Source organism: Microbacterium sp. NC79 (genome assembly GCF_019061125.1).
Lineage (GTDB): Bacteria > Actinomycetota > Actinomycetes > Actinomycetales > Microbacteriaceae > Microbacterium.
Genome location: NZ_JAHQYI010000001.1, coordinates 1,539,418 through 1,553,831, shown reverse-complemented (window position 1 = coordinate 1,553,831; position 14,414 = coordinate 1,539,418). Strand labels below are relative to the sequence as shown.

Sequence of the window (14,414 nt, the reverse complement as noted above, 5' to 3'; positions counted from 1 at the left end):
TTAAATACCCAGCAGCTGCTTAGCGACCGCAATGGCGGTAGCGTCGCGGAGCGGGGGAAGCTCGACGAACTCGCTCGCCGACACCGTCACGTCGATGCCCGGAACGCTGACGACTGTGCCGGTGACACCGGTAATCGCGGTCTGCATGTCCATGCTGTATGCGATTCCGCCGAGAGCTTCGAGCGCAGCATCGGGGTGCGCGATCAGGCTTTCGGTCATGGCGAGCTGATCGTGGGTCAAGACAAACTCATTGACGGCAAAGCTGATCGAGACCGTGCGTAGGTCTTCCCACTCCACCGGGTCGGGGTGTTCCCAGTCGCACTGGATTTCGTACTCCGAGAAGTACTCGTCGACCAGGGTGAGGCCGGCGGTGTACTCCACAACGGGAGCGCCGATCTGGTGGCAGCTGGTGAGGTGATCCCACGTGAACGTCTCCGGCGCGGAACCTTCTGCTGGGGCCTGCGCCGATGGTTCCGTTGCCGAGGTTTCAGGCGCCGTTGTGGGGTCATCGGCGACAGTGTCAGCAGCGGGTGTTGCGCAGGCGGTGAGAGCAAGCAGGAGGGCGGCGGTCGCGCCGGCGAAGACAATACGAGAAGTCATGCCTCTTACCCTGGCGTAACTTAATCAGAGGATCAAATTGAGATGTCGGGTATTTAACAACAGTTCATGTATTTGCAGGAATGTGAGGGAAACAGCGAAGCCCGCCACCATATGGTGACGGGCTCCGCTGCTTCAGAATCAGACTCCGTAGTAGAGCTCGAATTCAAACGGGTGCGGTCGCTGAGCGATCGGCTTGATCTCGTTCTCGATCTTGTAGTTGATCCAGGTCTCGATCAGCTCTTCCGTGAAGACGCCGCCTTCGAGGAGGAACTGGTGGTCTGCGCGCAGAGCCTCGAGCGAGTCCAGCAACGAGTTCGGAACCTGAGGAATGTTCTTTGCTTCCTCGGGGGGAAGCTCGTACAGGTCCTTGTCGATCGGCTCAAGCGGCTCGATGCGGTTCTTGATGCCGTCGAGGCCAGCCATCAGCTGCGCGGCGAAGGCAAGGTAGGGGTTCGATGCGGCGTCAGGAACGCGGAACTCGATGCGCTTTGCCTTCGGGTTGGAACCCGTCAGCGGGATGCGGATGGCGGCCGAACGGTTACCGGCCGAGTACGCCAGGTTGACCGGAGCTTCGAAGCCCTTCACCAGGCGGTGGTAGGAGTTCAGCGACGGGTTCGTGAACGCGAGCACAGCGTTAGCGTGCTTCAGCAGGCCACCGATGTACCAGCGCGCGATGTCTGAGAGCTGGCCGTAGCCCTTCTCGTCGAAGAACAGCGGCTTGCCGTCGAGCCATAGCGACTGGTGGGTGTGCATGCCCGATCCGTTGTCGCCGAACAGCGGCTTCGGCATGAACGTTGCCGTCTTGCCCCACAGCTCTGCCGTGTTCTTGACGATGTACTTGAACTTCAGGATGTCGTCAGCTGCCGACACCATGGTGTCGAAGCGGTAGTTGATCTCCTGCTGGCCGGCGGTGCCGACCTCGTGGTGCGAACGCTCAAGCTCCAGGCCCGCTTCGATCAGACGCAGCGACATGTCGTCGCGGAGGTCTGCCGTCTTGTCGACGGGGGAGACGGGGAAGTAGCCGCCCTTGAAGGGGGTCTTGTTGGCGAGGTTGCCGCCCTCTTCCTTGCGGCCGGTGTTCCACGCAGCCTCCTCGGAGTCGATCGAGTAGAAGCTCTTGCCCTCAGAAACCTCGTAGCGCACGTCGTCGAAGATGTAGAACTCGGCTTCGGGTGCGAAGTAGGCGGTGTCAGCGATGCCGGTGGAGGCGAGGTACTTCTCTGCCTTCTTTGCGACCTGACGCGGGTCCTTGCTGTAAACCTCACCGGTGCGCGGGTTGAAGATGTCGAAGACCATGATGAGGGTCTTCTCCGCGCGGAACTGGTCGATGTACGCCGTCGTCACATCGGGGATGAGCTGCATGTCGGACTCGTGGATCGACGCGAAACCGCGAATCGACGAACCGTCGAAGAGCTGGCCGACCGTGAAGAATTCTTCATCGACGGTCGAGGCCGGAATGTTGAAGTGCTGCTGCACACCCGGGAGATCCGTGAAACGGATGTCAAGAAACTTGACGTCGTTCTCCTTGATGTACGCCAGCACTTCAGATGAATCGCGGAACATGCATTCTCCAATGGGGTAGAGCGGCGTTACTGAGCCCAGAATTATCGGCTACAAACGGGACGTTACCTTTTCGTCGTGTCTCGAGCGTATCCCGAATGTTTCAGGCGTGTTACATACGGCGATTAGGCTGGAGGGGTGACCAACCCTTCTGCGTACTATCCAGGTCAAGACCTTGGCCTCCCCGAAACCGGCGTTGGAAGCATCGCCCGTTTCCCCCCTCGCTTGCTCGCACTGATCATTGACTGGATCCCCGTCACGATCCTCTCGATTGCATTCTTCGACTACAGCCCGCTGGCTCAGATGCTGATCTTTTTCGCGATCAACGTGGTGTTTGTCCCGACGCTGGGTGGCACACCAGGGCACCGCATCGTCGGTATGCGTGTGTTGCGTCTCGATGGTGCGTGGACGGGCGTTGTGCGCCCGATTGTGCGCACCGTCTTGATTCTGTTGGTTATTCCCGCCGTTGTCTGGGATCAGGATCAGCGCGGGCTGCACGACAAGATTTCCGGAACCATGTTGGTACGTGCGCCGGGAATCTTCCGCCGCTAAATGGTTCCGCTACCAAGCAAAGAAGTGAGGCACCCGAATGATCGGGTGCCTCACTTCTTTGTCTGGTGCGTGACTAGCGCGGGCGCGGTGCGCGAACCTTGGTCGGGTCGATGCCCTTCGGGATCGGCAGCGATGCCATGCCCTGCGTCATCGACGCCATGCGCTTGATGACGGCCGCCTGAGTCGCCTTGTTGATGCTCTTCGGGAGGGCCTTGACGGTCTTTGCGAGCGTCTTGATCGGAACCTGGCCTTCGCCGTTACCGACGTACATGACGTGTACGGGAACCTGCGGGGCGACGCGCTTGGCGCGCATTTTCTCTTCGTTGATGAGACGGGTAAGACGACCTTCTGCACCCTCACCGAGGATCAGAATGCCTGCGCGGCCGATGGCGCGATATACGGCGTCCTGCGTCTTGGGGTTCACGCCGACGGGGGTCTCGTCAGCGTTCCAGCCGCGACCGAGTCCGCTCGTGATGACGTAGCCGGTGGCGCCTGGCATGCCGTCGATCTTGATGTACATCGCCTTCGTTGCCAGTCGCGACATCGTGATCATCGCGCCAAGGAATCCGAGGAGGAGACCGGTGACACCCCAGAGGATGATGCTCCAGATCGCAACGGGCGGAATGAGGAAACCGAGGCCGACGCCGAGCGCCACGCCGGCAACCAGGATGCCGATCAGCACCCACGGAAGCCAGGGGTAGACGTCCTTCGTGAACTTCACGAGGGTCTTGATCTGGGAAATGAGTCCGGGGCGCTTCTCAGGAGCGGAATTGCGGGCAGCCATGGAGTTAAGAATACCTGGAACGGCTCCTCCACATGTTCACCGGAGCCGCCAATTACACACAGGTTCGCTGACGGCCAACCCCGCAGCGCCTATCTTCTCGACGATATTCCTATGGCCTCGACCCTGCTGACCTGTGACCTTCGCGTGATCCGGCGCGTTGCGCCACCCGATGCGCCCTGCGAAGCCGCTCTTGCGATGCAAGACGGCGTCGCTTTTCTCATGGTCGATAGTGACCACGAGCGTGTAGCCCACCTCATGTCGTTTGTCGGTGCCGAACATGTCTGGGCGCCAGTGGATTTGTGGCGACGCTCAGACGGGCACGACGTGATGATGCCGCGTGTGGTGGAACCGCTCGAGATGTTTCTGGAGCGTCGTCGCGGTGATGTGGTGCTTGCGGGAGAGCTGGTGACGCTTGCGTGCAGCGTCCTGCGCGGGTTGAACGAGTTGTACGAGCACGAAGCGAATGCGGCGGTGACGGGCCGATGGTGGGCCACAGACAGTGGCCGCCCGGTTTTCGCGGTCGGGGCGGGCGACGGCGCGGCGGTCGCCTCGGCCCGCATGCTGGGCATGCTGGCAGCTCATACCGATGATCGTGAGTTGGCGAGGTGCCTCGTGGAGGCAAGGGATGCGACGGCGGCAGGCGAGAGTAGCGTGCGCGGAGAGATTGAACGTCGCCTTGTTCAGATCGCGGCGCCGCGCCCTGTCGAGCTTGGTTTTCTCGGCGCAACATTGGAGACCGCACGCGTATTTACGCAAACCAGTCCCGTTCTGCCGCGCCGTCGTGCGCATCGCGAGCAATCTGAACGCAACGAAAGCCCGGGACGACGCGCGTCGCTTTTTGAGGCGCCGCGCCTCAGCGTGATGCGGGTTGTCGAGGAAGTGAGACAGCGGATGGAGGGTACGCGTGCGCGGCTCACGCGTACATCGACGCCGCAACCACGTGCGGTTCGCGATCGCGCCGTGGTGCCCAAAGGCAGAGCTGTGGTGCACAAAGGTAAAGCAGGGGCGGAGAAGCCGTCGCGCAAGCGGGTGTGGGTGTTTGCGATTGCCCTCGCCGTCATGGTCGTTGCCGGTGGCCTGTTGTGGCCAGACGATGGCGACTCTGCCACGCCGGGCCCGCGTGCTCCTGTGGAGGCGAGTGCTGACGAGGCAGTCGACGCGGGTGCGCGCGAAGCTGCGGCTGCAGACGGGGCCAGTGCTGGGGCGGAACCAGTGGTTCCGTCTGCGACTGCACAGCCCGCTCCAAAACCGGTGGAGTCCGCTCCAGCAGCCGTGGTTGCTCAGGAGGGTCAGCCAGAGATCACGGCTGAGGCCGTCGCCCTCATGGTGGCGGTGGGTGAGTGCGACACGCCGCAGTCGTGTACCGAGCTGCTGGCTGACACCGCTTTGATGCCGCTGGTGCCACGTGCAGGAGCCGTGGAGCTGGTTGATGACTACGGCGGTATCGCCGTGTTTTCCGTGACATCGCACAACGCGCCTGTGATCACCGTGGTTATTGAAAAACGCGACGAGCGCTGGCTCATTCGGGAGGTCTATGGAGAACAGTAACGTGTAGCGTCCATAGCGATGCCGGCCGCCTTAAGGGGCGACCGGCATCGTGGTCGGGCTAAGCGTTTTGCAGCACCGTGGTCTCGAGACGGGCGTAGGAGGACTCCATGCCATCGGCCATGCCGGTGGCGAGGATCATGTCGCGGGTCTCCTTGTCTGGGTACTCAATGAGCAGGGTGATGAGCGTCGCGCCATTCTCCTCGTAAAGGTTGAGGTCGTTCAGCGTCTCCGTGGGCATGCCCTGCATGCGCTCTGTTGTCACGGCGCGACGTGGCGCGTCAAACAGCAGAACTTCGCCTTCGAAGCCAAACGCTTCGCCTTCGGTATCACCAACGGGTGCCCACGAGTTGCGAAAAGCCGCGCCAACCTCGGTGCCGACGACGCACTCCGTCATCTCCCAACCATCGGGGCCCAGCATCCATCCGCGAATCAGATCAGGCTCGTTGTGCGCGCGCCATACCAACTCGCGTGGCCCGTTCACCAGGCGGGTGATGCGCACGTGGGTGTCGTCGAGAAGCTCCACACGCGTGCCTTTGCCCTGCGCGTATTCCCGAAGATCTTGCAAAACGGCGTCGAGCTGAGCCATGGCCATCCGCGTACCTTCGACGGCACCCATCGCGACAACCTGTTCGAGAGCCTCCGTCGAGGTGAAGTAGCTGGTGTTGATCATTCGGCTGCCTTCGGCGGTGGCGTCGAACGTGAACGTCATGCGCATCGCCGGGAATCCTTCGAGGGGGTTGCCTTGCTCGTCAGCAAAGGTATCCATGACTTCAAAGCTGTGCGGAGCGCTGATGGCGAGAAACTCCCACGAGCCGGTCGACTTCTCGCCGCGCGGACCGTGCATCGTATAGATCGCGCGCCCGCCTACCGAGTGATCCCAGCTCGTGAACGTGGCGGGCCATCCGGGAGGGCCCCAGAACCGTTCCAGCTGCGCCGGTGTCGTAAACGCGTTCCACAAGCGTTCGAGCGGTGCCGCAAACTCAGCGGTTACCGTCATCGTGAGGTTTTCGGGATCGGTGGTGATGTCGGTGACAGGCATCGTCATGCTCCTTCAAGGTTGGTGGCCTCTGCGGCCAATAGGTCATCGAGTCGGGCGATCCGCGACCGCCACATGTCTTCGTATTGGGTGAGAAGCGCCCGGGCGCGGGCAATCATCTCGGGGTTGGCGCGGACAAGCCGCTCGCGCCCTTCGGCGCGTTTGATGATGAGGTTCGCAGCTTCAAGCACGGCAACGTGCTTCTGTACTGCCGCGAACGACATGTCGTAGTCAGCGGCGAGGGTCGAGACCGACTGCTCCTGCTCGATCGTCCGGCGCAGGATGTCGCGGCGGGTCGACGTCGCCAGTGCATGAAATACACGGTCGATCTCCGCTTCGTCGAGTTCTAATTGTGCAACCATTTGGTTGTACGTTATGCCGGTGACGGAACCATGTCAAGGGGCCCGGTAGAAAATGCTGACCATTCGGGTCAGCGCGCGAGAAGATGGCTGGTGGGGGATAACCCCCACCAGGTGTGAGGACAACGCCACTGTGCCCTGTTCGGCGGAAAAATAGCGTGGAAGCATGAAATCAACCATTAAGCCCATCGCTGGCGCCGTCGCCCATTTGTGGGCGCTGTTTTTCGTCGGTATCGCGGCTCTCGGTGTGATGGCCGCCCTCACAGCGGCCGGTGCGAGTTTGTTGGTCGTGCTCGGCATTGGGCTCGTTCCGCTTGCGCTCGCGCTTCTCTTTCTCGCCGCGATCGCCCGCATGGAGGAGGCGCGTGTCGCCGGCCTGTTCGGCTTCGACGTGCCGCCCCACCCGTTCGCGCGGTCAACCCGCACCGACTGGCTGCGCCTTCCGCACACGGTCTGGTTGCAGGCTAAAGACTCGCGCAACTGGATCGGAGCTCTCCACTTCACGATCATGTTCGTGTTGGCCTCCGTGGCCATGGCTCTCCTCGGCACGATCTTTTCGTCACTGACGGTGCTCATTGGTTCCGCTCGCTTTCCGCAGCGCGACTTCTGGATCCTCATCTTTGGGCCGGTACACGGCGTCGGAGCCATCATTGCCACGATCGTGACGATCCTCGTGGCTGTCGCGCTGCTTGCGGCCCTCGGCGTCGCGCACCGTGAAGTCTCCCGCTCTCTCATGGTTCCGTCTCGCGAAGCACAACTCGTCGCGCAGGCGCACGTCGCATCGCAGCGTCGGCACGAGGCGATTAATGCGGCCGAGATTGAGCGCACGCGCATTGAGCGTGACCTCCATGACGGCGTGCAACCGCGTCTGGTTTCGGTCGGTATGACGCTCGGGATGGCCAAGAATAAGCTCGCGACTGATCCCGAAGCGGCCGCCGCGCTCATTGACGACGCGCACCTGTCGACGAAGGCTGCCATCACGGAGTTGCGCCAGTTGGCACGCGGCATTCACCCCGCAGTGCTTGATGACCGTGGGCTCGACGCCGCGCTGTCGGCCCTCGCCGCACGCTCGCATGTGCCTGTCATGCTCGACATCAACATCACCGGCCGGTGTGCCAAGGCAACCGAAGCAGCGCTGTACTTTGTGATCGCCGAGGCGCTCACCAACGCCGCCAAGCACTCGAACGCCCGCCAGGTGCGTGTCACAGTTCGCGAACGCGACCATGGCCGAATCTGGGCGCGTGTGGAAGACGACGGAACCGGTGGTGCGGTGCGCACGCCGGGTGGCGGTATCGACGGTATCGCCGGGCGCGTCGCGGCGGTCGGCGGAAGCTTCTCGCTGACAAGCCCGGTTGGTGGCCCGACAACGCTGGAAGTGAGTGTGCCATGCGCATCGTAATTTGTGAGGACGCAGTGCTGCTGCGCGAAGGCCTGGTGCGTTTGCTGGAAGACGCCGGACACACCGTGGTCGCGGCGCTGCCAGACGCGCACAGCCTGATGGCAACGCTCGCGACGATGACCGCTGACCTGCTGATCCTCGATGTGCGGCTCCCGCCCAGCTTCACCGACGAGGGCATTCGTGCGGCGCTTGCCGTGCGCGCAGCAAACCCACAGATGGCGATCCTGGTGCTGAGCCAGTACGTCGAGGAGCGTTATGCGACCGAACTCATCACGGCGAACTCCGCGGGCCTCGGCTACCTCCTGAAAGACCGCGTCGCCGACGTCAATGAGTTTCTGGAAAGCGCCGAGAGCGTTGCCGGGGGAGCCACGGTGCTTGATCCGGAAGTCGTCGCTCAGCTGCTGAGCAGGCGCCGGCGCGATTCACGGCTGGAACGCCTGACGGACCGCGAACGTGACGTGCTCGCACTGATGGCGCAGGGCAAATCAAACAGCGCGATCGCCGAAGCACTCTTTATTTCTGAGGGTTCCGTGGAGAAACACATCTCCGCCCTCTTCACCAAACTTGACCTCGAGACCAGCGCATCTGATAACCGCCGTGTTCTCGCCGTCCTGACGCACCTCGGTGCGGATTCTGGAGTATGACATGACGAACAATTCCCCCTCAACACCGGTGGCGGGTCCGCGTCGCGGACGCGGGATCGCCGTTGCCTTTACCGTGGTCGGCCTGGTCATCGCTGGAGGTGGGCTGGCAGTATCTGCTGCGAACGCCGCGCGCATCAGCGACAAGCAGAGCGACGTTATCACCGCAAATGCCGCCGGCATCACACGGCTCGACGTCGACAATTCGGCGGCCACCTTCACCGTCGTGTTTGCCGACGTGGACGAAGCCAGCCTCGACGTGCAGAGCACCAGGGCGAGTGGCATCAGCTCGTGGAGCCTGAAGACGCAGAACGAGACGCTTGTCGTCAACAACAACAGCTCGTGGTTTAGCGGTGGCCCGTTCCTCGGGTTCTTTGGCGAAGAAGCGGTGACGCTGACCCTGCCGGAAGAAATGAACGGAACGCTCGAACTCGACTTGCAAAACAGTGCAGGCTCCGCGGTCGTTGCAGGAGACTTCGCGACGCTGAGCGTGGAGATTAACGCGGGCGACGTCCAGATTGAGGGCGCGATCGATGATGTTGACCTTTCGATCAGCGCGGGATCAGCGCGACTCGCCGCTCGCGATGTACGAACGCTCGACGTCGATGTCAGCGCGGGCTCTGTGCGTGGCAGCATCACAGGTACGGCGCCTGAGACCTCTACCTTCTCGGTATCAGCCGGCGACATCAATCTGACCATGCCCGATGTGGCGTACCGCGTATCGAGTGATGTTTCACTCGGCGACGCCGACATTGACCTCGACACCGACTCCTCCGCACCGCGCAGTATTTCGGTGGATCTGTCGGCTGGCGACATCACGCTGCGACGCGGCGAATAGCCCCGTCAGCACTGAATGGGCCTCGGCAACGCCGGGGCCCATCCTCGTTTCAGCGGGCTCATCGACCAAAGAGAATGGATGCCTCTCTGCTCCCGTCTCCCTGGCCCCCGGTCGCGGCCGCATAACCGCACCGTAGCGTCATCACCACGTGCGACCGACTCAGGCATGACTCTTTTCAGTTCTGCACGGTGAAATGGTGTCTCGGCCGCGACACGCCGTGTTTTCACGCCTGTTGAGCGTCTGGATCGTGCACAACAGGATGGACTCGTGCATGAACGGCGTTGCGCGCGTCTCGGCGACAACGGCGACGACACTGAGCGCGGCGGTGACGTCGTCTTGGGAAACGACGAAGGGCCCCGGTCGAAACCGGAGCCCTTCGTCGTAGCGAAACTTAGATGCCGAGGTCGGCCGCGAAGTTTGCGTCTTCCAGGCGGGCCTTGATGGCACCGAGGAAGCGAGCAGCGTCAGCACCGTCGATGATGCGGTGGTCGTACGACAGCGCAAGGTAGACGTAGGAGCGAACGGCAACCGCGTCGACGCCGTCAACCTTCACAACGCCGGGGCGCTTCACAACGACTCCGGTGCCGAGAATTGCCGACTGCGGCAAGAACACGAGCGGCGTGTCATACAGGGCGCCACGCGAACCAGTGTTGGTCAACGTGAACGTGCCACCGGCAAGCTCGTCCGGCTTCAGCTTGTTGTTGCGCGTGCGATCAGCCAGGTCAGCGATCTCGCGGGCGATCTGCGCGATGTTCTTCGACGCAGCGTCACGCAACACCGGCGTCAGCAGGCCACGCTCGGTGTCCACAGCAATCGAGAGGTTCTCGGTTGCAGGGTAGACGATGTTCTCACCCTCAACAGTGGAGTTGATGATGGGGAACGCGCGGAGAGCTTCAGCAGCTGCCAAAGCGAAGAACGGCAGGAACGAGAGCTTGTCGCCGGTCTGAGCCAGGAAGTCAGCCTTCGTCTGGTCGCGGAAGTTTGCCACCTTCGTGACGTCAACTTCAACAAACGTCGTCAGCTGAGCGGTCTGCTGCATCGACTCAACGGCACGCTGAGCGACAACCTTACGCAGACGCGTCATCGGAACCGTCGTACCGCGCAGCGGCGACGCTTCCAGCTTGACGGCGGGTGCGGCTGCCGGAGCGGCAGTTGCGGGGCTCTGTGCGGCCTTCAGGACATCTTCCTTGCGGATGCGTCCGCCAACACCCGTGCCCTGAACCGTCGTGAGGTCAACGCCCTGCTGAGCGGCCAAGCGGCGCACGAGCGGGGTGACGTAGAGACGGTCATCGCCTTCAGCAGGCAGAACAAGCTTCGGGGCTGCCGGAGCCGAAGGAGCAGCTGCAGGTGCCGGAGCGGGTGCTGCAGGTGCCGGAGCAGGTGCCGCGGGTGCTTCAGCTGCCGGAGCAGGTGCCGCGGGTGCTTCTGCAGCGGGTGCCGGTGCCTCAGCGGCCGGAGCGGGTGCTTCTGCCGCGGGTGCCGGAGCTGCCGGAGCAGGAGCAGCACCAGAGCCGACGCGAGCAAGAACCGAACCAACGGCAATCGTCTCGTCTTCAGCAACCAGGATCTCCTGCAGAACGCCGGCCACAGGCGACGGAATTTCGGTGTCAACCTTGTCGGTCGAGATCTCAAGCAGCGGCTCGTCGACGGCAACCTCTTCGCCGACCTGCTTCAGCCAGCGGGTAACGGTGCCCTCGGTGACGCTCTCACCCAGCTCGGGGAGCTTCACCTCGGTGCTGTCGCCGCCAGCGGCCGGAGCTGCGGCAGCGGGTGCCTCGGCAGCCGGTGCTTCAGCAGCAGGAGCAGCCTCAGCCGGCGCGGCAGCAGGTTCCGCCTGTGCTTCAGCGGCAGGCTCAGCGGCAGGAGCGGCCTCAGCCGACGCTGCACCTGAACCATCACCGATCTTTGCCAGGATTGCGCCAACCTCGACGGTCTCGTCTTCTTGGACGAGGATCTCTTCGATCACGCCAGAAACAGGCGACGGAATTTCGGTGTCAACCTTGTCCGTCGAAATCTCGAGCAGGCCCTCGTCAGCCTGGACCGTGTCGCCGACTTGCTTGAGCCAGCGGGTGACCGTTCCCTCGGTAACGCTCTCACCGAGAGCGGGGAGGACCACGGATGTGCTCATGTCGATGTCTCCTTCATGATGCTGCTTGTGACGTATCTAGCTTAGTGACGTAACGGGTTTCGTCACGACAATGCGTGAAGCGGTTTTCCGGCGAGGGCCAAGAAGGCCTCACCCATTGCTTCGCTCTGTGTGGGGTGTGCGTGGATCAGAGGCGCAAGATCTTCAGGGAAAGCTTCCCATACGACAGCCAACTGGCCCTCGGTGATCATCTCGCCGACGCGATCTCCGAGCATGTGAACGCCGATGACCGGGCCATCAATTTCGCGGATGACCTTGATGAAGCCGCCGGTGCCAATGATCTCGCTCTTGGCGTTGCCCGCGAGGTTGAATTCGTAGGCCTTGATCTTGTCTGCGCCGTACTTCTCCGCAGCCTGAGCCTCGTTGAGGCCAACGGATGCGATCTCGGGGGAGCAGTACGTGATCTTCGGAACCTCGATGTCAGGAACCGCAGCGACGGTCTGCCCGTCGATGCGCTCGGCGACGGCGATGCCGTGCTGGAACCCGCGGTGCGCAAGCTGAAGGCCGGGAACGATGTCGCCGACCGCCCAGACTCCGGAGATGTTGGTGCGCAGTTCGTTATCGACGATGACGAATCCGCGATCCATCGTGAGGCCGGCTTCTTCGAAACCGAGACCCGCCGTTGCCGGGCCGCGGCCGACGGCGACGAGAAGGTAGTCACCGTCGAGAGTGGAACCATCTTCCATCGTGACGGTGACGCCGTCGTTGCTCTGCGTAGCCGACTGGAAGCGCACGCCGAGTTTCGACGTGATCCCCCGGCGACGGAATGCGCGCTCGAGGCCCTTGCTGACCGCGGCATCCTCGTTCGGTACCAGGCGGTCAAGCGCCTCAATGATCGTGACCTCAGCGCCGAAAGCGTGCCAGACGCTCGCGAACTCGACGCCGATCACGCCGCCACCGAGAATCAGGACCTTCTTCGGAATCTCCGGAAGCGTGAGAGCCTGCTCGCTCGCAATTACGCGACCTGAAATCTCCAGGCCGGGTAGTGAACGCGAGTATGAGCCCGTCGCCAGGATGACGTTCTCGCCCTGGTACACGTCATCGCCGACAACGACGGTGCGGTCAGCGCCGAGTTTTCCTTCGCCTGAGATGACCGTGATACCGCGAGCTTTAACCAGCCCCTCAAGTCCCTTGAACTTCTTCGCAACGATGTTGTCGCGGTACTTGTGTACGTTCGCGATGTCGACGTTGTCGAAGCTTGCTGTCACGCCGTAGGTGGCAGCCGTCTTCACGGTGTGTGCCACCTCTGCCGAGTGCAAGAGTGCCTTTGTAGGGATGCAACCGCGGTGCAAGCAGGTTCCGCCGACCTTGTCTTTCTCAATGAGAGCGACGGTCTTGCCGAGTTCTGCAGCGCGGAGAGCGGCCGCGTAGCCGCCACTACCGGCACCAAGGACGACGATGTCGAAGGTGTGGGTGGTCATTCATTCCTCCTGGGAAGTCGCCGGCGCGCCGGGTTAGGCGTTACGCGTGACGAGGTTGATGAGCGAACGTACGCTCGCTCCGGTAGCGCCCTTGTCGGTGTAGCCGTACGGGGAGCCCTTGTGCCACGACGATCCGGCGATGTCGAGGTGTGCCCACGGGATGCGCGGTGCGTCTTCGGCGTCGCTTGTCTTGCCAACGAAGCGGCGCAGGAACAGGCCAGCAAACAGTGCGCCACCAGCCGAGTCGCCGATCTTGGCGTTCTGCATATCAGCGATGGGGGAGTCAAGCTCAGACTCCATGTGCTCAGGCAGCGGCATGTGCCACGCGAGCTCATCTTCCATAGCAGAGGACTCGAGGATGTCGGCGACGATCTCCTCATCTCCGAAAACGCCGGTGTGGCGCATACCGAGGGCAACGATGATCGCACCGGTCAGGGTGGCCACGTCGATGATGACGTCGGGGCGCTCTTCACTAGCCGCAGCGATGCCGTCTCCCAGTACCAAACGACCCTCAGCATCAGTGTTGAGAACCTCCACCGTGGTTCCGCCGAAGTGCGTCAGCACGTCACCCGGGCGAATCGCACGGCCAGACGGCATGTTGTCGGTGATGCACATCCAAGCGGTCACGCGGTTGTTGCCACCGAGGCGTGCTGCTGCCTGAACGACCGAGAGCACGGTTGCTGCGCCAGCCATGTCTTCCTTCATGCCCACCATTGCGGCGGCAGGCTTCAACGAAAGGCCGCCGGTGTCAAAGGTGATGCCCTTGCCGACCAGCGCAATGTGGCGCTCGGCGTTTTCCGGGTTGTAGTCAAGGTGAACCAAGCGCGGTGCGCGATCTGATCCCTGGCCGACGCCGAGGATTCCGCCGAATCCCTTTTCTTCGAGCATCTTCTCGTCGAGCACGGTGACGGTAACGGGAAGACCCTCAACGGCGACAACGGCAGCGTCAGCGAGCTCCGAAGGGCCCATGTCTTGCGCCGGCATGTTGACGAGGTCCTTGACCAGAGCAACGGCGTCACCGATCACGGTGGCGCGGTCGGCGTTGGCCTCGGCGAACAGCACAACGCTCGTTGCGCGCTCCGTGGGAGTGCTCGTCTTGTAAGAGTCGAACGAGTAGGAACCGAGGGCTGCGCCTTCGGCAGCTTCCTCCGGGTAGTTGGCCGTGTCACCAGTGAGCACGATGCCGAGCTTTGCGAAACCTGTGGTTGCACGCACGACCTGGCCGACGATGGAACGCACGGCCTCAGCGTCAATGTCACTTCCGGCGCCCGCAACAAGAATCGGCTTGTCTGTGACGGCCGGGAGAGAAACACGCATAGTGGAACCAGCGGTCCCCTTGAAACCGGTTGCGACGAGGCTGTCCTCGAGGCCTGGCCAAGCGCTGAGAGCCTCAGCGTTGGGGAAAGTTCCGACAACGACGACAAGAAGGTCGGCGTCGGAGGAGACGGGAGATTCGGATGAGGCCACGAGATCAGCGACAGACATGCCTCCTATCCTAGGTTTGTCTTGACGCTCAGCGTCGTGTTTGTC

The 14,414-nt window shown here is 62.5% G+C and carries 13 protein-coding genes; 5 read left to right on the top strand and 8 right to left on the bottom strand.

Annotated features, from left to right (window positions below; genetic code table 11):
• Nucleotides 1–600: a hypothetical protein gene (locus KTJ77_RS07005; protein ID WP_217337714.1), complete on the bottom strand. Its 600-nt coding sequence runs from the start codon at nt 598–600 to the stop codon at nt 1–3.
• Nucleotides 601–738: 138 nt separating this feature from the next.
• Nucleotides 739–2,163: a type I glutamate--ammonia ligase gene (gene glnA / locus KTJ77_RS07000; RefSeq protein ID WP_217337713.1), complete on the bottom strand. Its 1,425-nt coding sequence runs from the start codon at nt 2,161–2,163 to the stop codon at nt 739–741.
• 135 nt (nt 2,164–2,298) lie between these two features.
• Here glnA and KTJ77_RS06995 point away from each other — a divergent pair, with 135 nt between their 5' ends.
• Nucleotides 2,299–2,712, top strand: a complete 414-nt coding sequence (locus tag KTJ77_RS06995) for an RDD family protein (RefSeq protein ID WP_217337712.1) — start codon at nt 2,299–2,301, stop codon at nt 2,710–2,712.
• Nucleotides 2,713–2,785: 73 nt separating this feature from the next.
• Here the strand turns inward: KTJ77_RS06995 and KTJ77_RS06990 are convergent, their stop codons facing one another.
• Nucleotides 2,786–3,496 carry a DUF4191 domain-containing protein gene (locus KTJ77_RS06990; RefSeq protein ID WP_217337711.1) on the bottom strand — a complete coding sequence of 237 codons (711 nt, stop codon included), beginning with the start codon at nt 3,494–3,496 and terminating at the stop codon, nt 2,786–2,788.
• A 111-nt stretch (nt 3,497–3,607) separates the two neighbouring features.
• Here KTJ77_RS06990 and KTJ77_RS06985 point away from each other — a divergent pair, with 111 nt between their 5' ends.
• Nucleotides 3,608–5,044: a hypothetical protein gene (locus KTJ77_RS06985; RefSeq protein ID WP_217337710.1), complete on the top strand. Its 1,437-nt coding sequence runs from the start codon at nt 3,608–3,610 to the stop codon at nt 5,042–5,044.
• A gap of 58 nt (nt 5,045–5,102) precedes the next feature.
• Here the strand turns inward: KTJ77_RS06985 and KTJ77_RS06980 are convergent, their stop codons facing one another.
• The gene (locus tag KTJ77_RS06980; RefSeq protein WP_217338378.1) at nt 5,103–6,083 is read right to left on the bottom strand and encodes an SRPBCC family protein; all 981 of its coding nucleotides are present in this window, start codon (nt 6,081–6,083) and stop codon (nt 5,103–5,105) included.
• Nucleotides 6,084–6,085: 2 nt separating this feature from the next.
• Nucleotides 6,086–6,442, bottom strand: a complete 357-nt coding sequence (locus tag KTJ77_RS06975) for a helix-turn-helix transcriptional regulator (RefSeq protein ID WP_217337709.1) — start codon at nt 6,440–6,442, stop codon at nt 6,086–6,088.
• 163 nt (nt 6,443–6,605) lie between these two features.
• Here KTJ77_RS06975 and KTJ77_RS06970 point away from each other — a divergent pair, with 163 nt between their 5' ends.
• The 3 genes from KTJ77_RS06970 to KTJ77_RS06960 are packed head-to-tail and all read left to right on the top strand — an operon-like array spanning nt 6,606 to nt 9,317.
• A complete protein-coding gene (locus KTJ77_RS06970; RefSeq protein ID WP_217337708.1) occupies nt 6,606–7,838 on the top strand; it encodes a sensor histidine kinase in 1,233 nt (410 codons plus the stop codon).
• Nucleotides 7,826–8,482 (top strand): response regulator transcription factor, encoded by a 657-nt coding sequence (locus KTJ77_RS06965; protein WP_217337707.1) that lies wholly within the window; start codon nt 7,826–7,828, stop codon nt 8,480–8,482. The genes KTJ77_RS06970 and KTJ77_RS06965 overlap by 13 nt, the downstream gene beginning before the upstream one ends.
• A gap of 1 nt (nt 8,483) precedes the next feature.
• Nucleotides 8,484–9,317, top strand: a complete 834-nt coding sequence (locus tag KTJ77_RS06960; protein WP_217337706.1) for a DUF4097 family beta strand repeat-containing protein — start codon at nt 8,484–8,486, stop codon at nt 9,315–9,317.
• Between the two features lie 391 nt (nt 9,318–9,708).
• On the opposite strand, the gene sucB is transcribed toward KTJ77_RS06960, so the two are convergent.
• From sucB to KTJ77_RS06945, 3 genes are all read right to left on the bottom strand, one after another.
• A complete protein-coding gene (sucB, locus tag KTJ77_RS06955) occupies nt 9,709–11,445 on the bottom strand; it encodes a 2-oxoglutarate dehydrogenase, E2 component, dihydrolipoamide succinyltransferase (protein ID WP_217337705.1) in 1,737 nt (578 codons plus the stop codon).
• Nucleotides 11,446–11,507: 62 nt separating this feature from the next.
• Nucleotides 11,508–12,884 carry a dihydrolipoyl dehydrogenase gene (gene lpdA, locus KTJ77_RS06950; protein WP_217337704.1) on the bottom strand — a complete coding sequence of 459 codons (1,377 nt, stop codon included), beginning with the start codon at nt 12,882–12,884 and terminating at the stop codon, nt 11,508–11,510.
• Nucleotides 12,885–12,917: 33 nt separating this feature from the next.
• Nucleotides 12,918–14,369, bottom strand: a complete 1,452-nt coding sequence (locus KTJ77_RS06945; RefSeq protein ID WP_217337703.1) for a leucyl aminopeptidase — start codon at nt 14,367–14,369, stop codon at nt 12,918–12,920.
• Nucleotides 14,370–14,414: the final 45 nt, after the last annotated feature.